Genomic DNA, 20,300 nt, shown 5'->3' on the forward strand with positions numbered 1-20,300 from the left:
ATTAAGATTCCATCAGGCAAGAAAGAAAAGGACGGATATACATTGGATAAGGTCAATAGATTGCATTCGTCTATTGAATTGTTTTTGCATGGATATAGAGGGATATCAGACAAGTATTTGAAGAACTACATTGGACTATATAAGATGAAAGATCAGAATAAAAATTACTATAACAAAACGACTTTCAAGGGAATATACAAGAAGATCATGAACTCCATGTGTGAGCTAAGATATAGTGACTTTACAAATGAATTTTCATTTAAGACCATATAATCAATATATTTTAAATATAGTTACCAACATTTATCTAGGGTTAGATTTTTCATAAAAAATCATAAAGTCAAAACAGATCTGATATATTATTTTTATAGATATCCTTGAGGATATCTTTTTTTATCAAATAAAAAACAATAAGATAGAATACCTTATTGTTAAAAGTGAAATCAATCCTATTATTGATATGGATTTTTAGGGATAATAACAGCACCTATTAAATAAGCAAATAGACCTGTACCCCAACTTAAAATAAGCGCAACTGCAATTAATCTGACAATTGTAGGATCAATGTCAAAATATTCAGCAATTCCACCACAGACACCACATACCATGACATCGCGTTTTGATCTATATAATTTTTTACTCATTTGATTTCCTCCATTTTCTTATTCTATACTTTATAACTGGAAAAATATGCTGTCAAGTCTTAAAAACAAGAAAAAGGGGATGAACTCCCTTATCTTTCGTTAGCCATTTTTGCAAGTGCTAATGCACCACAAACACCTGCATTATCTCCTAATCCTGGATATACAACATAATCCTGAATAGCATCTGTTGTAATTTCATCTTTTTGAACATAACCATTTAATCTTTCTTGAAGATATTTATGAATCATTGGGAATAATTGTTTTTGATGCATAACTCCTCCACCTAAAATAATCTTCTTTGGTGAAATTGTTAAAACATAAATTGCTAATGCCTGAGCAATATACCATGCTTCTAAATCCCATGCAGGGTGATCTTCAGGTAATTCACTTCCCTTTATTCCCCATCTTTCTTCAATGGCTGGTCCTGCTGCTAAACCTTCAAAGCAAGTTCCATGATATGGACATTTTCCTTTATAAGTATCGTCTTCTCTTTGTTCTAGAATCATGTGTCCCATTTCTGGATGTAGTAAACCATGAACAAGGTTTCCTTCCACAATGGCTCCTCCACCAATTCCAGTTCCAATTGTTAAATATAAAGCACTATCTAATCCTTTGGCTGCACCAAAGTATGCTTCACCAAGTGCTGCACCATTCACATCTGTATCAAAACCAATTGGCAAATTAGGGTAATGTTCCTGTAAAGCTCCTACAATATTATAGTTTGTCCACCCTGGTTTAGGTGTTGTTGTAATATATCCATATGTTGGACTCTTTAAATCAGGATCAATAGGTCCAAAACATCCTAACCCTAAAGCTTCAATGTCCTTTCCATCAAAAAATTTAAAAATATTTTCAACTGTTTCTTGTGGTGTTGTTGTTGGAAAAGAATCTCTTTCTAAAACATTTCCATTTTCATCTCCAATAGCAACAACAAACTTTGTCCCACCGGCTTCAATTGCACCTAATCTCATTTTTCTTCCTCCTTATTATCTTCTTTTATTTTATCACAACTTGTTTCTAGTCAAAAGTTATTTCTTCATTGTAAGTGATAATTGTAATGACTGTGAAGATTCTGTTTCCTTTAACATACTTTCTAAATACTGTTGATAAAAACTTAAATCTTCATTTTGTAAATATTGATAACCATCGCTAGAGCGAAGTTCATCTACATATTGATTGATGTTACCAGTAAAATAGTAACGATTGGCTTTCACTAATACATCTTGAATCGCTGTTCTTTTTTGAGTATCTGATATTCCCTGTAAAGATTTACCGAATTTATTTGCAGAAACTGTATCAAAATACTCATCTGCATTGACTGAAATTGATAATGACTGGGTATGATAGTTCATTTGACCCTGATTCAATTCAATAATGCCATATTGAAGTGGAGCATCCAATAATGATGAAGACGCAATATCATAGATTCCTTGAATATTTTTGATATTTTGACAATGTATATGTCCACTTAATACAAATGGAACATGATATTGAGAAAACAGTTTTGCAATCTTCTCATGATCATTAATGGTATATCCATTATTTAACAATTCATTGTGAATCGCTAAATTATGATGCATCGCAACGAGTGGCGTTTTGCCATCTTTTTGAATATCCTGAAATTGCTTTTCTAACCATTGCATAGTTGAATCTGTAAAAAATCCACCTGCTCCTAGCGTCATTTCTGTTTGTTCATGTGCATTCGAATCCATCATCAACAAGGCAAAATCAGGATTCAAATCAATACGATAACTCAAAGATTCATCATGTTTCGAAGTTGCCAGATGATAACCTAGATTTTGATAAATATCCTGAAAATCCTTAGCATTAATATTATCCACATCAAAATAATCATCTTGACCATAACCTTTTGTATAGATATTATCAATATCATGATTTCCTGGTATAACAGCAACCTGAATGTTCTTTTCTTTTAATTGTTCTAGTTTCTGAGCCAATTTCTGATGACTGCCTTTTTCTCCATTAAAGCTTAAATCACCTGTCAAAACAACAAGATCAGGCTTTTCCTGGATAACCGCCTGTACAAAAGCCTCCACAATCTCATCGCCATAAGTGACCATCTTGCCATCACCATATAACATGGAATCTTCAAACCATTCACAATCCTGATAATAATCCTTTAAAAAATAATGTATATCACTTGCGACAATGATTTTTAAATCTTCTTTTTCACTTAATGTTTTTGATTGACATCCCATCAGACAAAGACAAAAAATAAGACAATAAATAATCTTTTTCATAACACATCTAAAAAGAATGGATAGCTAAGCTATTCATTCTTGATTATCCCTATTATTTTTGACAAGCATCATATGCCATATCAAAAATCTTTTGTGCATTGAAATTCTTAAAATCATCATCGCTAATTAAAATGACTGGTTTATCAGGGTTGTCTGCTTTGATTTTTTCATATGATCCTTTTAATTGAGGTTCTACAAGAATAACATCAGCAAGATTACTTGAATATTCTACTGCATGTTCTGAAGCAGACCAAACTGTTGCGTCAACTCTCTTTCTTGAAGCAGCATCTTTTAATTTTGAAGCAAACAAAGTAGATGTTACACCAGCCAAACAACACAATAAGATTTTCATGATTATATTCCTCCTTTTTAGTTCCCTACTATTATTTTACCACATTTTGATATTGACTTCTATTTCTTTTCACTATCCATTATAAATTTATTTGCATCTTCTAAAGAAGCATAACCATAAGCTTTTACTGTATTCATTAATATTTTTTCAATTAAATTTTCATTCTTTTGAACCATATCCAAAACCATTTGACCATATAAATATAATGTTTCATCACTATAAGTCATTAATTCACCTCTTAAATAAGTTTCAAATGAGGTATCATCTTTTTCATCTTCCAAAGAATGAGTGAAACGGGCTTGAGATAATAAATAAGGATATTGATCATTCATATCTTCACGCATTGATACTTCAATATCACATAAAGCATTAATAAAGTCTTTCTTTTGTTGATCAACAGCAGGTAACTGATCTCGAATCGTATTAAAATATTCTGGATCCGTACTTTCCATCATATAGGCATATTTTTCCATGACTGGATTTCTCCCTATTTGTTGAGCTAGTTTTAAATCTTGTAGACAAGCTTTTTGAACATTTTGATAAAAAGCTTCAAACTGACTTTTTCTTTGTAGATAAAATGTTTCAAAATCATCCTGACAACTGGCACGGCCATCAATATGATGAACCTGTTGAAAAAAATCCCATTCTAATTGTACAATTTCATCAACCATTTTCTATCCCTCCATAACATGTTTCATGCGTATATGGTCATCTTGAATATGTGACATGACTTCCAGTGTGTGATTGTCTAAAAAATCATCATCACTTGTCGATAAGCCCTGTCGATGAAGTTCACCAATGACTAACTGACATATTTTTTCAATCAACACAACTTTTTGATCATCAGTATTAATAATATTGTTCTTTTGAGGCCAATGTTGCTTTTGAGATGGCAATTGAACCAATTGTAAAAGCAGTGGTGTGACTGCCTGTAAACATGTACAATCTTTTAATCCATAATAACTCCATTTATAATAAGGCTTATATTTTTTATTCAGTAAATAGAGAAGAGATAATGTCTGATCTATAAACTCATTCAATGCCAGCGTCGCAGCAACTTCATCTTCTCTTTGCATACATCTGGCATAATTATATTGACCAGATTGTGCCATTTTAGCTAAACAACGGGCTATTTTTTTAATACGGATATCTTCTGGATAATAACTTAAATATTGTCTGATTTGAGTCACTTGACCATAATTATCCTCAAAAATACGTCCATTTGTACAAGCTAAAAGAGCATTTTCATCAGCATATAACCAATCATCTAAAGTTTGTGGTATTTGTCTTAAAAACTGTTTAAAAAAGATTTCAGTTTCAAAAACACCGACTCTTCCATTTCCATGAGCTGAGGTTAATCTTTGAATACCCATGAATTCTTGTGGTAGCTTTTGATAACTGGCCTGTATCTGTTTATGATACTGCTGATAAATATCATGAGGAAGCAAAATACAAAAACCAGGTCCAAAATCATGGTCATGAGAAATCTCATCATCATACCCCAGACAATCTGACCCCATTCCCAATAATCCAACCGCCATATATGGTTTAATTTCTGAAAACTCTTCTTCTATCATGTTTCTGCCATATTGTTGATAAAAAGCTTCACACAAATCTAAACCTTTGATTGTCTTCATTTCTTTTTGAATTCTGTCAATATTCTTTTGAATTGTCTGATAATCTTTATTTTGTCCATAGACACTCTCTATGAAATGTAAGACACGATGATAAATATCTAAAGCTTTTACATAATCTTTTTGCATATAATGGCTTTGCGCTAAAGTCGCTAATGAAGCAAAATAATGTGGATCATGAGGTCCATATTGTTGAAAAAGAGAGATCGCCTGATGTAAACATTTTTGAGCTTTATCATTTTGATTGATACTTAAATACATTTGTGAAAGATTTGTATAAGTAATGGCTTCTTCAATTCTATAATCATCCAGTTGTTCAACAATCGCCAAAGCTTTCTTTTGCATGTCAATAGCTTGATGATAATCACCCATTTCCTGATATAACAGGCTTAAATTATTATAAAAGGCACTATAAAGTTCATCATATGGTTCTAATTCATGATGATAAATCTTTTCTGTCTTTTGATAAAGCGATAAAGCTTCCTGATATTTTCCCTGTACACGATAAAAAGTGGCTATATTGATATATGATGTAGCACCATCAATCGTTTCTTCAAGTCCACACATGTCAAGAATTTTAAATATCTGTAAAGCAATCTGATTCCCAGATTGAAACTGTGAAGTAACACGAAAGTAACCTATCATTTCATTAAGCAAAAATAAAATCGTTGCATTATCCTGTCTTTGAACAGCAAGATTGACTTGTTCAACTAAAAAAGCATAAGCTTCATCCAATTCATTATTGGCATACATTTCATCTAATTGTTTCTGTAATTCCTGTATAGTCATGAATATTCTCCTTTAAAAATAAATAGACACATGGGTGTCTATTTATGATTGAGTGCATCTTTCATACCTTTTAAAACAACTTCTCTTGCTGTGACGGCATCTTTTTTATCTAATGGTGGAATACCTTCCAATGGATAATCAATACCTAAGTTCTTATATTTAGCAACACCCATAGTATGATATGGTAAAACATCTAGAGCTTTGACATGTTTAAGGGTTGCGATAAACTGGCCTAAACGATATAAATATTCATCATTTTGTGTAATTGTTGGAACAACAACATGTCTGATCCATAAATCAATACCCTTATCATCTACATATTTAGCAAATTTCAATATCATATCATTAGGTTGTGCAGTTAACTTTTTGTGTTCTTCAGGATCAATATGTTTAATATCTAACATAATTAAATTTGTTGAAGCTAACAAACGATCTAATTTCTTTAAATATTCAGGATTTTTATGAAAAGTAATCCCTGACGTATCTAGACATGTGTGAATATTTTCTTCACGACATCTTTCAAATAATTCTATCAGGAAATCTAATTGCATCATGGGTTCTCCACCTGTACAAGTGATTCCCCCGTTTTTATAAAACTCTTTCTTTGTATTAAATTCTTTGAGAATTTCATCAACTGTCATCTGTGTTCCCGTATTTGGTTTCCATGTATCAGGGTTATGACAGTATAAACAACGCATTGGACAACCTTGAAAAAAGACTACAAAACGGATTCCAGGACCATCAACAGTTCCACAACTTTCTAAAGAATGAATATATCCTTTCATTATCTCACCAACTTTCTTTATTATTTTAACATATTTTCTATAAAATATCATTTCATATGTTTTATTTTTCAAACAAAAAGTAACAAAATGTAACATTATCGTAAGCGTAGAATAAAATTTGTTAACTTAAACAATGATAATATAACTACTTTTAAACATGTAAATAATATACTCATCATTATCAGTTAAAAAAATAATATTTAATTCTATTAAATAGGATTAAATATTATTTCAATTTTACTGATGAGTTTAAATAAGCAATATCTTCAATAACAACAATCTTATTATCTTCAAAAATAATATATAGTATTTCTAAATTTCTATTTGGTATTTTTACAACTCTACAATTTTTATTACTAACTCCATGACGATTATATAGTGGATACATATATGGAAATTTTTCGATATTGTCTTTTATATGTTCCAATATATCAGATATAACTATATGATTTTCCTGAGCAAATATAAATATACTTTCATTATATTTGATATTATACATACTATAATCCTTCTTTTTTTAATATAGCAATCATTTCTTCATGAGTATAACTTTTTCTCTTATCTAATACAATTTCTTCTGCCTCTTTTACATGCTTTTTTATATATTCATTAGATTTATAATAATCGATTAATTCATTTAAAATATTCTTTGGAACTATGCAAACGTCATTTAAACTTGGAAAATCTTTTATATCTATTTTTTGATTTAAATCCATTACAATCACTCCTTTTTTTAATTATACCATTTATATACCAAATTTAAAACATTCTTATCCATATATTATATTTATAAGGGTAGGTCAAATGACCCACCCATTATTTCCAAACAGAATAGATAGCATCTCATTGATTCTATTAATATGTTGGTTATCTAATAAAACAAAGAAATTATTTTCGAAACGATCAACACAGAATATCATGACATATAAGATTTCTAGCCTTGTTAATACTTAGGTATTATCTTCGCTATCATATTTTACGATAATGGCAGAGCCAACTAAAGGATTTTGGAATGCATTACTTTCCAAATCTAATACATTAAATGTGATAGAAAATCTTTTTAGTAAAAACTCATTATCAACAATTATTTCAAACTTATAATCTTTAAAACCATACATATGAAACATAAGTAATCATACCACCTATTAAATTCCTCATTGTTTCATAATCAATAATTTCCTTTTCATAAGGAAGACTTCAAAACATTTTTTAGTCCACTTAAAGATAAAATTTTCTTTACAATATCAAATATTCAATCAGTTTCATCATACCACATAATATCATCACATATATAGGATCCATCTTTTTATACTGTAATAAAATCATTCCAATTGCAAATATAATCATCATATCAATGCGCATAGATGATAAAGTATGGACTGTATTTTCTCCAAAAAAAGCACTGACTAATATAGACACACCAGCAGTTGCAATCATCGCAACAACAGCTGGTCTTAACGTTTCTAATATACCTTGTAACATAGATAATTTTCTATATTTTAAATAGAGATAAGCTAACAAAGAAACAATGATGCATGATGGGAGTATACATCCAATGGTTGCAAATATAGCTCCCCATATACCAGCAATTTTTTGACCAACAAATGTAGCAGAATTAATCGCAATAGGACCAGGTGTCATTTGAGAAATTGTGACCAAATCAGTAAACTCACTCAGTGATAACCAATGATGTAATGTCACCACCTGATTTTGAATCAATGGCAAGGCTGCATATCCACCACCAAAACTAAACAATCCCACCTGTAAAAAGCTCAAAAAAAGTTCCAGCAAAATCATACATGATCACTTCCTTTATGATAAAACGTTCTGACAATCCCTATAGCAATACAAATCAATATCACATAAATCACATTGACATTAAAGAAACATGTGACAACAAATGCAATCATCATAATAGCATTGTTCATCCAACTCTTTGTTTTGATAAGATCTTTTGACATATCATAAACAACAGAACAAATCACTGCACCTACACCTGCCTGCATTCCATCCAATATCAATTTAACATAAATATTGGATTGAAATATTTCATAAAACACAGAAATGGCAGATATAATGATAAAAGGAGGAATAACTGTTCCTAATATAGAAACCAGTAATCCTGGTATATCTGCTATTTTATATCCAACCACAATGGCTCCATTCACCGCAATAGCTCCTGGTGATGATTGTGCTATAGCCACTAAATCTAACATTTCATCTTGATCAATCCAATGAAGTGTATCCACAAACTTCTTTTTCATCAATGTCACAATGACATATCCTCCACCAAAAGTAAAGGCACTTAAATAAAGTGTAGATACAAATAATTGTATTAATTTATTATTCTTCATCCCATCACTTCTTTCTTGAACTTCATTAAAACAAACAATCCGTTTGTTTTTCTATAACTTGTAAATATAAGAATCAGCTCATTACAATAAATGATTTTTTATTCATTATATATAATTTTCATAAATAATCATTTTCCTATGTCTATTGACATCATAGAAATTTGTTTTATTGATGCAATTCAAAAATCCCACTAAAAATAAGTCTCCTTCGTTCTTTTATAACATCAAAAAAGGTGCTTAACTCAGCACCTTTTTCATCCTCATTACATTGCTTCGTGGAATGTACGAGAAATAACATCATCTTGTTGTTCTTTTGTTAATTTAACAAAGTTAACAGCATATCCAGAAACACGAATAGTTAATTGTGGATATTTTTCAGGATGTTTTTGAGCATCAAGTAATGTATCTCTGTTTAAAACATTAACATTTAAATGATGTCCTCCTTTTGAAGCATAAGCATCTAACATTCCAACTAAATTTTCAACTTGTTGTTCACTTGCAGCCATGATTTTCTCCTCCTTTAAAATTCATCATCGTCATCCATTGGTAAATTTGGAATCTTACAAGCAGTATCACCACTATCACAATCCATCTTTGACACAACAGTGACTTCTTCCATTTCAATATGAGCATCTTCATTCACTTTAACATTAACATGTCCTGAACCAGAGCTCATGCGACCATCTAACATTTTGACTAGTTCATCAATTTCTTTTTGAGTAGCCATGTTTTCACTTCTTTCTATTAATCAAGATTTCCGTTTTTAATTGATTCGATATCTAAGTCACCAGCGAAAACTTGATCATCTTTTCCTAAAGCACCAGGGATGACAGTAAATGTATTTGAAATACCATCTTGTGCATCTTTGAATGGTAATTTAGCAACTGATGATAATGAAGAAATAGCACCATGAGAATCTCTACCATGCATTGGGTTAGCACCTGGAGCAAATGGCTGACCAGCTTTTCTACCATCAGGAGTATTACCTGTAGCTTTACCATATACAACGTTAGAAGTAATTGTTAAGATTGAAGTTGTAGGATAAGAATTTCTATAAGTATGATGAGAACGTACCATTGCCATGAAAGTTTCAACTAACCAAGTTGCAATTTCATCAACTCTGTCATCATCGTTACCATATTTAGGGAAATCTCCTTCTACTTCGTAATCAACAACAACGCCATCTTCATCTCTAATACATTTAACTTTAGCATATTTAATAGCTGATAAAGAGTCAGCAACGACTGATAATCCAGCAATACCTGTTGCGAAATAACGTTTAACTTCTCTATCATGTAATGCCATTTGAATTCTTTCATAAGCATATTTATCATGCATATAATGAATGATATTTAATGCGTTAACATATACACCAGCTAACCAAGACATCATATCTACAAATTTAGCTTTAACATCTTCGTAATCTAAGTAATCACCTTCAACTGGTCTATATTTTGGTCCAACTTGTTTCTTAGTTTTTTCATCTACACCACCGTTGATAGCGTATAATAAACATTTAGCTAAGTTAGCACGTGCACCAAAGAATTGCATTTCTTTTCCAACTCTCATTGAAGATACACAACATGCAATTGCATAGTCGTCACCATGAGTTACTCTCATTAAGTCATCGTTTTCATATTGAATTGATGAAGTTTCAATTGAAGTTTTTGCACAGAATGCTTTGAAGTTTTCTGGTAAACGAGTTGACCATAAAACTGTCATATTTGGTTCAGGAGCTGTTCCTAAGTTAGATAATGTATGTAAATATCTAAATGAAGTCTTAGTAACCATATGACGTCCGTCAACACCAACACCACCGATTGATTCAGTTACCCAAGTTGGATCTCCTGCGAAAATTGAGTTATATTCTGGAGTTCTTGCGAATTTAACAATTCTTAATTTCATAATGAAATGATCAATAAATTCTTGGACTTCTTCTTCAGTGAATAATCCTTTCTTTAAATCTCTTTCTACATAGATATCAATGAATGTAGAAGTACGTCCTAAAGACATTGCTGCACCATTTTGTTCTTTAACTGCACCTAAATATCCAAAATATAACCATTGAATAGCTTCTTGGCAGTTAGTTGCTGGTTTAGAAATATCAAAACCATATTTTGCAGCCATTTCTTTTAATTCACTTAAAGCTCTAATTTGTTCACTTAATTCTTCACGTAATTGAATAACTTTAGAAGTCATTCTCTTTTCAGTTGTCGCAAATTGATTTTTCTTATCTTCAATTAATTTATCTACACCATAAAGTGCAACTCTACGGTAGTCACCAATAATACGTCCACGTCCATATCCATCTGGTAAACCAGTGATAATATGTGAAGAACGACAAGCTCTAATTTCTGGAGTATAAACATCAAATACACCTTGGTTATGTGTTTTTCTGTATTCTCTGAAAATATAAGAAACTTCTGGATCTACTTTATATCCATTTGTTTCACAAGCTTGTTCAGCAATACGGATACCACCAAATGGTTGTAAAGATCTTTTGAAAGGTTTATCAGTTTGAACACCAACAATTTTTTCTTTAGATCTGTCTAAATAACCAGCATCATGTGAAGTTAATGTTGATACAACTTTTGTATCCATATCTAAAACTCCACCAGCTTCTCTTTCTTGCTTAGTTAAATCCATAACTTGTGCCCATAAATCTTTTGTGTTTTGAGTAGGACCAGCCAAGAAAGAATCATCACCATCATATGGTGTGTAGTTTAATTGAATGAAATCTCTTAAATTCACTTCCTTGTTCCATTTCCCTGCTTGGAAACCATCCCAAGCATCATTCCATTTTTCTTTAAATGTCATTTTCTAAACCCCCTGTTTGTTTATTTCTCATTCATTATAGCACTAATATACTATTGAAACAATAAAATAACTTGTTTTTTTTCGCAATTTTCTGCCATAAAATGAGTCGCTGGAACTTGACAACTACAATATAACAGATTCTTTTTTTTAATGCTATTTATATGCTTCAAAAATTGATTTTTTTACAAAATCTTTACAAAAAAAAGATATACAGGTTATCCTATATATCTCTTCATATCAGCTTCTATATTTTCTGACTGTCTCCCAAAAATCATTGATAAACTGTCTTTTCCTTCAACAATTCCACTTGCTCCTAAAGATCTGATTTTTTCAATATCGACAAGCTGTTGATTATCCAATACAACTGTAACTTTAGAAGCACTGCTACGTACTTCTTTAATATTGTTTTTCCCACCAAGGGCTTGCAATAATTCTTCAATCGGTAATGTTGATTTCATTTCCTGATCTAAACGTTTATTCTTAATAAAATGAATAAATCCAAAATAAAGTAAAATCAAAGCCAAAATAATCGCAATCACAACAAAAATATATTCAACATCCATATTTTCACATCCTTTTTTAATTGAAGTATTTCTTTTTTATAGTATACTATAAGAAGATAAAAAAAGAAAGGAGCAATGTCATGGAACAAATCAAAAAACTCTGTCGTGAACAACCATTGATTTGTATCATTTGTATTCTGGCATTGATTAGCTGTTTTGCTATTTTAAGTGCTACGCCTATGATTTCTAATAAAGTTGGAAATCCTGAAACATTATGGTTAAAACAAGGCGCTTTTTATATAATTTCTGCAGTTATGGTTTTTATTATATATAAAATAGGGAAAGATCAGATTTATGATAAAATCTGGATTATCTATTGGATATTGATGGTTCTCTTAATTATTTTGGCTATCGAGCATTTCATTTATACAAGATTATGGTCTGGTCATCATATTATTCCTCTGGTCAATACGGCTGGGGGGGCAACCTCATGGTTTAACTTTCCTTTTTTAAGTATACAACCATCAGAATTTATGAAAATTGCCATCGTTATCGCCTTAGCGAGAATCACAAAAGAGCATAATGATTATTATCTCATTCATACGACAGAAACAGAAATCAAATATATCTGGAAATGTATGAAAGTCGTCATTCCCCCTGCTTTACTTGTTTTACTTCAAAATGATACGGGTGTTGTTTTGATTTTATTAGTTGGTGCTGCTTTTGTTATTTTTTCCAGTGGTCTTAGAAAGCAATGGTTCATTTTTGGTTTTGGTTTGATTGGTATTATATTGTTGATAGGAGCCTATCTCTTTGTTTATCAACCTGAGATTTTTGAAAAGTTTTTAAGTTCCCATCAAGTTGATCGTTTTTATGGATGGCTTGATCCTGAAGGCACATACAACAAAGAAGGATATCAATTGTTTAATTCTTTACTTTCTTATGGAAGTGCCGGATGGCTTGGACATGGTTTCCAATCTGTCATTAAAGTCTTTCCAGAAGCGCAGACTGATTTTATCTTTGCTGTTATTTTAACAAATTATGGTTTTGTTGGTGGTTTGATTACCGTTGGGGCTATTGTTGCTTTTGATATCATCATTTTAAAGATTGGTCTTGATTCTACCAATCAGCAAGATAAGTTCATGACCATCGGTATTATTGGCATGCTGTTGTTTCAGCAGATATGGAATATGGGTATGATTTTAGGTCTATTACCTATTACAGGTATTACATTGCCATTTATTTCTTATGGTGGGTCTTCACTTTTATCTTACATGATTGCAGTTGCATTATTTATTGATATCAACACTCAAAATAATATTATGAAAAACAGATCTGTGATTCAATAACAGACCTGTTTTTTTGTTATAACAATCTTTTGTTTTGTAACTGGATGTACAAATCCAACCATATAACTATCTAAATCAAAATTGCCCTGACCATCACCATATAGACTATCACCAATCAAAGGATGATTAATAGCAGCCATATGAACTCTAATCTGATGTGTTCTTCCTGTTTCAAGTTTCATTTCTAATAGGGTTCTATCATGTTTTATAGCTTTGACAGTATAGTGCGTACAAGATTCTTTCCCACGTTTATCAATTATACGTTTCATTTGGAATTCTTCTTTATAAATAGGCAAACGAATGGTTCCACCCGCTTTGACTATCCCTTTAACATGAGCACGATAACGTCTATCAATATGCTGGAGATCTTTCATGATTTTATCATGAATATAACGATATTTTGCAACAATCATTAATCCGCTGGTATCTTTATCTAAACGATTAACAAGATGAATAGTTGAATTCAAATGAATTTGCTGATAATAAAAAGTTAAAGCATTCGCTAAAGTATAATAGGGATGCTGACGAGTTGGAATCGAAGGCAATCCCTTAGGCTTATCAACAACCAATAAATAATCATCTTCATAGACAATCTTTAATGGTATTTCAACTGGTACCATATGATTGTCTTCTGGTGGATAAATAATGGTTAAGGTTTCCCCAACCTGCAATAGATATCGAACTGTCTGATGTTTTCCATCTACCAGAATTTCTCCCTTCATTTTAATAGCTTTGATTGCTTTTTGACTGATTCCATGACGTAAAAGAAACTCACCAATAACACAAGGTTCATCTATAATCCAATATTGTTTCATGAATTCAGATATGCCCTTTTTAAACGCTGTGTAAAAGACACATTTCTATATTGTAAAAAACGTGCTTTTTTGGAAGACATTTTGACACAGATACAATCCTTATCTTTTAAATCAATAACCAGATGATCAACGCCAAGAATAGCCCCCTGATAACTTTGTGACTGAAAACGAATTGTATGCGATTGATCAAGAATCAAAGAAGAGCCTAGTGAGCGATAAGCATTATGGTGAATACCTGCAATTTCACTTAACTGCATCAATCCTGTACAAGTATTAATAACAGCGCCTCCTAAAGATTTATTATAGGCTGTTGATCCTACTGGGGTTGATACACATAGACCATTTCCCCTAAAAGTTTCAAAATATTCATCATTAATATAAACATCCATAACCTGAGAACGACGATTATTTTCAATTCTCACTTCATTTAAAGCAAAATATGTTCCTTCTAAGCAAGACACTTCCAACAAATGACGTTCATAAATACGATGCTGTCCATTTTGAATATCCAAAACAAGCTGTAGATATTCATCACGCTGATAATCAGTTAAAAATCCCAGCGTTCCTGTATGAATTCCAATGAAAGCAACACGATCAATCGCATCTATATATTTATGCACACTATAAAGCATTGTTCCATCGCCACCTACGCTAATCACGATATCTGGTTCTTTTTCATTATATGTTAAAAACGTATTTAACTGTTCTTTTAATTTTTCACTGAGTGTGATAGATTCCTGATCTTGTTTACATACAATTGCATATGTTTTCATAACTTCACCACCTATGATTTATATTATATAAAAATTGCAATAGAATGCAATACAAGATAAAATAAGGTGAGGTGATTTCAATGCAACAATTAGAAATAGAATATAAAATTCTTTTAACTCAAGATATCTTCCATCAAATTCTTCATGATTATCAAAATAAAATAACAAAAGATTATATCCAAATCAACGATTATTTCACTCACCCTATTTTATCTCAAAAAAAATATATGTTACGTATTCGTACTAAAAACAATCAGTACGAACTCACTTTAAAAAGACCTTATCAAAATCATCGTTTAGAAACCAATCTGTCTTTAACAGAAACAGAAAAAAATTTATTTTTGCAATATCGTTTAAAAAATGAAATTACGGATATTTTAGAAAATGATGGCATTAAGATCAATGAATTACAACATCCCTTTTCATTAACAACCCATCGTTATGATATTCAATTACCTGAAGGTGTTTTATCTTTAGATGAAAATACTTATTTAGATCAACATGATTATGAACTAGAATTTGAAGTCAATGATGAAACCCAAGGATTCTCACAATTTTTAAAAATCATTGAGCCTTATCATTTACACTATCAACACAATTGTCCAAGTAAAGTTGCACGTGCTTTTGAAGCATATAAAAACAGTCATAAGTGACTGTTTTTATAATTGCTGAAGTATGTTTTCAACTAATTTTTGACTGACGATTTCATAATCTTTTTCATGTGGAGCAGGCGCATAAGCAAAAGAAACATCTTTTGCTATCGTTGAAGCATCTTCAACCCAATCTTTACAGGAACTATGTACCTGTTGCACTTTTGTTTTCTGTAAGATTTCTAAAACATTTGAAGCATTCACACCACTACCAACTAAGATTTCTATATCTTGTCCATAACGCTGTTGAAGCTTTTCTAAAAGTTCAAGAGCATCTATCGCTTTTGCTTTTAAACCACTTGTTAAAAGACGATCAACACCTAATTGAATCAATATTTCAATAGCCTGAAAAGGATCATCCACACAGTCAAAAGCACGATGAAAAACAGCTTCCTTATGATAGGCATGGATGAGCTCAACAAATTCTTGAGTACGTTTTTCATCAATATGTCCTGATGCATCTAAAAATCCAAATGCCAAGCCATCTGCTCCATTTTCTAACATGATCTTTGCATCCTGTTTCATCACTTCATATTCTTCTTCATCATAACAAAAACCAGCACCCCTAGGGCGAATCATTGTTATGACTTTTAAACCTGTATTTTGCTTTGTCATTTTCAATGTAGCCAATGTAGGTGTCAGACCACCTAATGATAAAGCACTATTCAATTCAATGCGTGTTGCTCCAGCTTTCCATGCCGCTAAAGCATCACTATAACTCCCACAACAAATTTCTACTATTGGTTTCATACAATCTCCTCTACTTTTCTTTCAATGGGGCCATGCGTGTTTGCATATATTCATCAAGCCATTGTTGACTGGCGGGTTGATAGGTACAATGATTTCCTTCTCTTTGTACCAGATAAACAGTTGGTTTTAAATGTGGTAAACAAACGACAAAAGAAAATGCTTCAATATTACTTGCTACACCAAATTCGCCATCTTTATTCATAGCCACAACAGATAAATCCCCTGCATGCCCTCGTCTTTTGATTAACTTTTGTTCAAGTTCAAAAACAGCTTTTTCACAAGCTTTTTGCGGATGCATTCCCTGTGCCATGAGTCTGACGATTTCATAAGAAATACATCCCTTCATTAAATCTTCACCTAAGCCTGTCGCTGAAGCTCCTCCAATTTGTGAATCCACATAAAAACCTGAACCTATAATAGGTGAATCGCCAACTCGCCCTTTTTTCTTCATAAACAATCCACTCGTTGATGTCGCTGCTGTCATCTTACCTGAATCATCTAAACACACCATCCCAACTGTATCATGACCAGCATATGGCTGGAGTTTTGATTGCTCTTCTTTGATGCGATTTTTATAATGAATCTTAGCACGATCCGTAAGCATATTCTTTCTTTCAAAACCTTCCTGACTGGCAAAACTTTCAGCCCCTTGACCAACCAGCATGCAATTGACTGTTTCATGCGATAAACGTCTGGCAATTGATATAGGATTTGCAAAATCTTGAAGAGAAGCCACTGCTCCAACACTTAAAGTATCTCCATTCATGTATGCTGCATCTAATTCTACTTCCATGGCTTCATTAGGTAATCCACCATATCCCACTGACTTATAATAAGGAAAATCTTCCACTTCTTTAATAGCTATTTCAATAGCATCACCAGCATCACCTTGACTATCTAATATTTTTTCAGCTTTTTCAATCCCTTCCTTAGCCATACGCCAAGTTGCAATAATCCCCCACATGTTTATCTCCTTTCTTTCATATATCGTATTTCAAATTCTTGTTGACTTATAGGTTTATCATAATAATAACCCTGTCCATAATGACAACCAAGTGACTTTACAAAATCATGATATTCTTTTGTTTCTATTCCTTCAACAACTGTAGAAATAGATAAAATTTTTGTCAATTTAATAATTTCTTCCAAAATAATTTGAGCTTTCTTATTTTTTCCATCTAATATTTCTTGTAAAAATATTCTGTCTATCTTTAATTCATCAATATCGATCTTTCCTAAAATATTTAAAGATGAATAACCACTTCCAAAATCATCCATTGAAACTTTAAATCCTATTTGATGTAGCTGTTCTATCTTTTCATTGACTGCATCTACATTATTAATGACCAAATCTTCTAATATTTCTAAAGTCAGCAAATGAGCTGGTACTTGATACTTTTGAACAATCGCATTTAATCGTTCGACATAATCAGATTCATAGAACAATAATTTAGATTGATTGACAGAAATACCGATAGGCTCTATACCTTGATCCATCCATTTTCTAATTTGTAGACACGCCTGTTCAAACATATACATATCTAATTTCATACAAAAGCCACTTTTTTCAAAAATAGGAATAAATTGATTAGGATACAATTGCTGGTTATCTTGTGTGATCCAACGGACTAAAGCTTCACTACTTTGTAATTGACCAGTTTCCATATCAACTTTTGGCTGCAAATATAATTGAAATTCTCCATCTTTTAAAGCCTGTTCCATATGACTTTCAATATGATTATCCATTATTTCCTGTTTATGTAATTCAATATCATAAAACCAAATATTAGAAAGTAGCGTTTCCTTTGATTTTGCTAAAGCAAACATAACTCTGACCATTAAATCTTCAAAACAATTATCCACAATCAGTTCTTCACTTGATATCGCCACACCACAATGAATCTTCAAATGATAATTTGTGTGTAATAAATCCATATATTCAATAATCTCTTCCATCATTTGATTAAGGCGTGTCAATAAAACGGATTCCTCTGTTTCACATAGAAAAACATAAAATTGATCTGCTGTATCTCGGCAAAAAAATTCTCCATCATGTAGATTGTTTTCAATCACTTTCTTTTCATGACATAACAACTGATCTCCCAAATCATGACCAAAAATTTCATTAAAAAACTTAAATTGATGAATATTTAAAACAGCCACACTACAACACTTATTATCCATAAAGTATCGTTCACCCAAAGTCATGAAATAAGAAAAATTATATGCTCCTGTTAAATGATCAAAATAAGCGACTTTCTGTAACTCACGATTGTTTTTTAAAATAATACGATAACCATAAATCAACAATCCTACAACTAACAATATGATACTTAAAAATATCAAACCTACCATTCTCATATTCCTATCAGCAAACAAGTGAGAATTTTCCAACATATTAACACATAAAAGGTTCCAATCTTTTAATCCAATAGGTTTTAATAGAGCATGATATTGTGCATTTTCATATTCAAATGAAAATGTTATATCTTGATGATCTTTTAAATGTTCTTTCATTTACTGATAATCTTGTTTTTGCAAAAAAGGTTGTTGAAATATTGAAGTCTGATGAAAAATATCATATTGAGAGTTGACTAAAACTTGACCAGATTCATCAACAAGATAAGCATATGTATCCCCACCTAAAATACCACTTCCTTGCCCAGCATCCATCAGCAATTCTACTGTTTGTGTAGCGATTAAAGCTCCCACAATCTGTTTGTTTTGATAAACTGGGATTCCATAAGCATAAATCATTTCATGAGTTAATTGACTTTGAAAAATATCAGATACAGTACGTTGATCAGCCAAAGCATCATAAACAACACTTTGAATTTCTTCTTGAAAATCTGTTAGAGGCTTATTGACCAATATCTCTTGATTTAAATTGGCAACAACTCCCCTTTCATCCAAATCAAAATACATCATCGTTATAAAATCATTTTGTTCATTAGTTTCTTCTAAAACCTGTGGAAATTCTTGATTGTTTGTTATATTTTCCAGCTGTAAAACACTAGCAAAAGAATCTAAAAATTGAAAATCATTATCTATTTGTTTTTGTATTATATGAATGTATTTATCAACAGTATTATCAACTTGGTCAATCATATTATTTCTGACAATATGATTTAAATAAATACGCAAAAAAATACTCATAGTCAAAAGCAGCACTACAATAACAGAAGAAATTATGATCATTTTTTTCATTTTTTCTCAAGTTCCCCTTTTATCATCATTTTTTCCTCCATTGTTTCTCATTTCTCCATGATATTATATCACTTTCTTGACAACTATAAAACATTCTCTCACAAAATAAAAATCGCCTCTATCTCAGTATAGAAACGACTCATTATCTTTTATTCACAACCATCATCACATTTATGGTCCTGATAATATTGTTCCTTAATATCAGTAAATTGTGGACAGAAGTCACTATTATTACATTCTTGTAAACGACGCAGTTCACGAGGAATAAAAGCACGAATTTCTTCAGCATTATAACCGACCTGAAAACGTCTTTCATCAATAATAATAGGTCTTTTTAAAATAGATGGATTTTCTTGAATAAAATGAATTAATTCATTAATAGACATATCATCTAAATCTATTTTATTTTCTTTAATAATCTTTGATCTTTTAGAAATAATGTCATCTGTTCCATTTTCACTTCTTTCTAAAAGTTCTTTTAACTCAGTTTCACGTAATAATGTAGAAAAAATATTTTTTTCAACATAAGGAATCTGATGTTCTTTCAGCCATGCTTTGACTTTTCTACATGAAGCACAACTTGGTGCTGTATAAATTCTAATCATTACATCATCTCC

25 protein-coding genes are annotated in these 20,300 nt (G+C 31.3%); 2 read left to right on the forward strand and 23 right to left on the reverse strand.

What is annotated here, in order from left to right:
* Positions 1-452 precede the first annotated feature (452 nt).
* The 16 genes from B5G32_RS00685 to B5G32_RS00755 form a co-directional block, all read right to left on the reverse strand.
* A complete protein-coding gene (locus B5G32_RS00685) occupies positions 453-644 on the reverse strand; it encodes a PspC domain-containing protein (RefSeq protein WP_087304472.1) in 192 nt (63 codons plus the stop codon).
* Between the two features lie 89 nt (positions 645-733).
* The gene (locus tag B5G32_RS00690; RefSeq protein WP_087935503.1) at positions 734-1,615 is read right to left on the reverse strand and encodes an ROK family protein; all 882 of its coding nucleotides are present in this window, start codon (positions 1,613-1,615) and stop codon (positions 734-736) included.
* 57 nt (positions 1,616-1,672) lie between these two features.
* Positions 1,673-2,905 carry a metallophosphoesterase gene (locus B5G32_RS00695; RefSeq protein WP_087935504.1) on the reverse strand — a complete coding sequence of 411 codons (1,233 nt, stop codon included), beginning with the start codon at positions 2,903-2,905 and terminating at the stop codon, positions 1,673-1,675.
* Positions 2,906-2,957: 52 nt separating this feature from the next.
* The gene (locus B5G32_RS00700) at positions 2,958-3,257 is read right to left on the reverse strand and encodes a PTS sugar transporter subunit IIB (protein WP_087245029.1); all 300 of its coding nucleotides are present in this window, start codon (positions 3,255-3,257) and stop codon (positions 2,958-2,960) included.
* Positions 3,258-3,316: 59 nt separating this feature from the next.
* Positions 3,317-3,928: a DUF4125 family protein gene (locus tag B5G32_RS00705; protein ID WP_087245030.1), complete on the reverse strand. Its 612-nt coding sequence runs from the start codon at positions 3,926-3,928 to the stop codon at positions 3,317-3,319.
* Positions 3,929-3,931: 3 nt separating this feature from the next.
* The gene (locus B5G32_RS00710) at positions 3,932-5,680 is read right to left on the reverse strand and encodes a DUF4037 domain-containing protein (protein WP_087935505.1); all 1,749 of its coding nucleotides are present in this window, start codon (positions 5,678-5,680) and stop codon (positions 3,932-3,934) included.
* Between the two features lie 38 nt (positions 5,681-5,718).
* Positions 5,719-6,465: a pyruvate formate-lyase-activating protein gene (pflA, locus tag B5G32_RS00715; RefSeq protein WP_204209554.1), complete on the reverse strand. Its 747-nt coding sequence runs from the start codon at positions 6,463-6,465 to the stop codon at positions 5,719-5,721.
* Between the two features lie 226 nt (positions 6,466-6,691).
* Entirely contained in the window at positions 6,692-6,964 is a 273-nt protein-coding gene (locus B5G32_RS00720; protein ID WP_087245032.1) for a hypothetical protein, read from the reverse strand.
* Position 6,965: 1 nt separating this feature from the next.
* A complete protein-coding gene (locus B5G32_RS00725) occupies positions 6,966-7,181 on the reverse strand; it encodes a hypothetical protein (RefSeq protein WP_087245033.1) in 216 nt (71 codons plus the stop codon).
* Positions 7,182-7,415: 234 nt separating this feature from the next.
* Positions 7,416-7,592 carry a hypothetical protein gene (locus B5G32_RS13735; RefSeq protein WP_158093935.1) on the reverse strand — a complete coding sequence of 59 codons (177 nt, stop codon included), beginning with the start codon at positions 7,590-7,592 and terminating at the stop codon, positions 7,416-7,418.
* 109 nt (positions 7,593-7,701) lie between these two features.
* The gene (locus B5G32_RS00730; RefSeq protein ID WP_087935506.1) at positions 7,702-8,262 is read right to left on the reverse strand and encodes a chromate transporter; all 561 of its coding nucleotides are present in this window, start codon (positions 8,260-8,262) and stop codon (positions 7,702-7,704) included.
* Entirely contained in the window at positions 8,259-8,819 is a 561-nt protein-coding gene (locus tag B5G32_RS00735) for a chromate transporter (RefSeq protein WP_087304477.1), read from the reverse strand. Before B5G32_RS00735 ends, B5G32_RS00730 begins: the two co-directional genes overlap by 4 nt.
* A gap of 263 nt (positions 8,820-9,082) precedes the next feature.
* Positions 9,083-9,325, reverse strand: a complete 243-nt coding sequence (grcA3, locus tag B5G32_RS00740; RefSeq protein ID WP_087245036.1) for an autonomous glycyl radical cofactor GrcA3 — start codon at positions 9,323-9,325, stop codon at positions 9,083-9,085.
* 14 nt (positions 9,326-9,339) lie between these two features.
* A complete protein-coding gene (locus B5G32_RS00745) occupies positions 9,340-9,546 on the reverse strand; it encodes a hypothetical protein (RefSeq protein ID WP_087245037.1) in 207 nt (68 codons plus the stop codon).
* 17 nt (positions 9,547-9,563) lie between these two features.
* Positions 9,564-11,636: a formate C-acetyltransferase gene (gene pflB, locus B5G32_RS00750; RefSeq protein WP_087245038.1), complete on the reverse strand. Its 2,073-nt coding sequence runs from the start codon at positions 11,634-11,636 to the stop codon at positions 9,564-9,566.
* A gap of 215 nt (positions 11,637-11,851) precedes the next feature.
* A complete protein-coding gene (locus tag B5G32_RS00755) occupies positions 11,852-12,199 on the reverse strand; it encodes a PTS sugar transporter subunit IIB (protein ID WP_087245039.1) in 348 nt (115 codons plus the stop codon).
* Positions 12,200-12,279: 80 nt separating this feature from the next.
* Between B5G32_RS00755 and B5G32_RS00760 the strand changes: the two genes are divergently transcribed.
* Positions 12,280-13,488 carry an FtsW/RodA/SpoVE family cell cycle protein gene (locus tag B5G32_RS00760; RefSeq protein WP_087935507.1) on the forward strand — a complete coding sequence of 403 codons (1,209 nt, stop codon included), beginning with the start codon at positions 12,280-12,282 and terminating at the stop codon, positions 13,486-13,488.
* Here B5G32_RS00760 and B5G32_RS00765 read toward each other — a convergent pair.
* Together B5G32_RS00765 and B5G32_RS00770 are read right to left on the reverse strand one after the other, a co-directional pair.
* Complete coding sequence (locus B5G32_RS00765) at positions 13,482-14,303, reverse strand: RluA family pseudouridine synthase (protein ID WP_087935508.1); 822 nt, start codon at positions 14,301-14,303, stop codon at positions 13,482-13,484. The two genes, B5G32_RS00760 and B5G32_RS00765, sit on opposite strands and share 7 nt — an antisense overlap.
* The gene (locus B5G32_RS00770; RefSeq protein WP_087245042.1) at positions 14,300-15,076 is read right to left on the reverse strand and encodes an NAD kinase; all 777 of its coding nucleotides are present in this window, start codon (positions 15,074-15,076) and stop codon (positions 14,300-14,302) included. Before B5G32_RS00770 ends, B5G32_RS00765 begins: the two co-directional genes overlap by 4 nt.
* Before the next feature lie 80 nt (positions 15,077-15,156).
* Here B5G32_RS00770 and B5G32_RS00775 point away from each other — a divergent pair, with 80 nt between their 5' ends.
* Positions 15,157-15,729 carry a CYTH domain-containing protein gene (locus tag B5G32_RS00775; RefSeq protein ID WP_087296785.1) on the forward strand — a complete coding sequence of 191 codons (573 nt, stop codon included), beginning with the start codon at positions 15,157-15,159 and terminating at the stop codon, positions 15,727-15,729.
* 6 nt (positions 15,730-15,735) lie between these two features.
* Here B5G32_RS00775 and B5G32_RS00780 read toward each other — a convergent pair whose 3' ends face one another.
* The 5 genes from B5G32_RS00780 to spx all read right to left on the reverse strand — a co-directional run bounded on the left by B5G32_RS00780 (position 15,736) and on the right by spx (position 20,288).
* Positions 15,736-16,476 (reverse strand): copper homeostasis protein CutC, encoded by a 741-nt coding sequence (locus B5G32_RS00780; RefSeq protein WP_087304481.1) that lies wholly within the window; start codon positions 16,474-16,476, stop codon positions 15,736-15,738.
* A gap of 10 nt (positions 16,477-16,486) precedes the next feature.
* Entirely contained in the window at positions 16,487-17,440 is a 954-nt protein-coding gene (locus B5G32_RS00785; protein WP_087304482.1) for a glycosylasparaginase, read from the reverse strand.
* Between the two features lie 2 nt (positions 17,441-17,442).
* A complete protein-coding gene (locus B5G32_RS00790) occupies positions 17,443-18,993 on the reverse strand; it encodes a putative bifunctional diguanylate cyclase/phosphodiesterase (protein WP_087304483.1) in 1,551 nt (516 codons plus the stop codon).
* Positions 18,994-19,683, reverse strand: a complete 690-nt coding sequence (locus tag B5G32_RS00795) for a cache domain-containing protein (protein WP_087304484.1) — start codon at positions 19,681-19,683, stop codon at positions 18,994-18,996.
* A 149-nt stretch (positions 19,684-19,832) separates the two neighbouring features.
* On the reverse strand, positions 19,833-20,288 hold the full coding sequence (gene spx, locus B5G32_RS00800; protein WP_087245049.1) for a transcriptional regulator Spx: 456 nt from the start codon (positions 20,286-20,288) through the stop codon (positions 19,833-19,835).
* Positions 20,289-20,300 lie beyond the last annotated feature (12 nt).

This window comes from Massilimicrobiota sp. An80 (assembly GCF_002159255.1).
GTDB lineage: Bacteria > Bacillota_I > Bacilli_A > Erysipelotrichales > Coprobacillaceae > Allocoprobacillus > Allocoprobacillus merdigallinarum.

Coding starts and splice junctions, on each gene's coding strand:
- B5G32_RS00685 (WP_087304472.1), bottom strand. CDS start 644: ATGAGTAAAAAATTATATAGATCAAAACGCGATGTCATGGTATGTGGT.
- B5G32_RS00690 (WP_087935503.1), bottom strand. CDS start 1,615: ATGAGATTAGGTGCAATTGAAGCCGGTGGGACAAAGTTTGTTGTTGCT.
- B5G32_RS00695 (WP_087935504.1), bottom strand. CDS start 2,905: ATGAAAAAGATTATTTATTGTCTTATTTTTTGTCTTTGTCTGATGGGA.
- B5G32_RS00700 (WP_087245029.1), bottom strand. CDS start 3,257: ATGAAAATCTTATTGTGTTGTTTGGCTGGTGTAACATCTACTTTGTTT.
- B5G32_RS00705 (WP_087245030.1), bottom strand. CDS start 3,928: ATGGTTGATGAAATTGTACAATTAGAATGGGATTTTTTTCAACAGGTT.
- B5G32_RS00710 (WP_087935505.1), bottom strand. CDS start 5,680: ATGACTATACAGGAATTACAGAAACAATTAGATGAAATGTATGCCAAT.
- pflA (WP_204209554.1), bottom strand. CDS start 6,465: ATGAAAGGATATATTCATTCTTTAGAAAGTTGTGGAACTGTTGATGGT.
- B5G32_RS00720 (WP_087245032.1), bottom strand. CDS start 6,964: ATGTATAATATCAAATATAATGAAAGTATATTTATATTTGCTCAGGAA.
- B5G32_RS00725 (WP_087245033.1), bottom strand. CDS start 7,181: ATGGATTTAAATCAAAAAATAGATATAAAAGATTTTCCAAGTTTAAAT.
- B5G32_RS13735 (WP_158093935.1), bottom strand. CDS start 7,592: ATGTTTCATATGTATGGTTTTAAAGATTATAAGTTTGAAATAATTGTT.
- B5G32_RS00730 (WP_087935506.1), bottom strand. CDS start 8,262: ATGATTTTGCTGGAACTTTTTTTGAGCTTTTTACAGGTGGGATTGTTT.
- B5G32_RS00735 (WP_087304477.1), bottom strand. CDS start 8,819: ATGAAGAATAATAAATTAATACAATTATTTGTATCTACACTTTATTTA.
- grcA3 (WP_087245036.1), bottom strand. CDS start 9,325: ATGGCTGCAAGTGAACAACAAGTTGAAAATTTAGTTGGAATGTTAGAT.
- B5G32_RS00745 (WP_087245037.1), bottom strand. CDS start 9,546: ATGGCTACTCAAAAAGAAATTGATGAACTAGTCAAAATGTTAGATGGT.
- pflB (WP_087245038.1), bottom strand. CDS start 11,636: ATGACATTTAAAGAAAAATGGAATGATGCTTGGGATGGTTTCCAAGCA.
- B5G32_RS00755 (WP_087245039.1), bottom strand. CDS start 12,199: ATGGATGTTGAATATATTTTTGTTGTGATTGCGATTATTTTGGCTTTG.
- B5G32_RS00760 (WP_087935507.1), top strand. CDS start 12,280: ATGGAACAAATCAAAAAACTCTGTCGTGAACAACCATTGATTTGTATC.
- B5G32_RS00765 (WP_087935508.1), bottom strand. CDS start 14,303: ATGAAACAATATTGGATTATAGATGAACCTTGTGTTATTGGTGAGTTT.
- B5G32_RS00770 (WP_087245042.1), bottom strand. CDS start 15,076: ATGAAAACATATGCAATTGTATGTAAACAAGATCAGGAATCTATCACA.
- B5G32_RS00775 (WP_087296785.1), top strand. CDS start 15,157: ATGCAACAATTAGAAATAGAATATAAAATTCTTTTAACTCAAGATATC.
- B5G32_RS00780 (WP_087304481.1), bottom strand. CDS start 16,476: ATGAAACCAATAGTAGAAATTTGTTGTGGGAGTTATAGTGATGCTTTA.
- B5G32_RS00785 (WP_087304482.1), bottom strand. CDS start 17,440: ATGTGGGGGATTATTGCAACTTGGCGTATGGCTAAGGAAGGGATTGAA.
- B5G32_RS00790 (WP_087304483.1), bottom strand. CDS start 18,993: ATGAAAGAACATTTAAAAGATCATCAAGATATAACATTTTCATTTGAA.
- B5G32_RS00795 (WP_087304484.1), bottom strand. CDS start 19,683: ATGAAAAAAATGATCATAATTTCTTCTGTTATTGTAGTGCTGCTTTTG.
- spx (WP_087245049.1), bottom strand. CDS start 20,288: ATGATTAGAATTTATACAGCACCAAGTTGTGCTTCATGTAGAAAAGTC.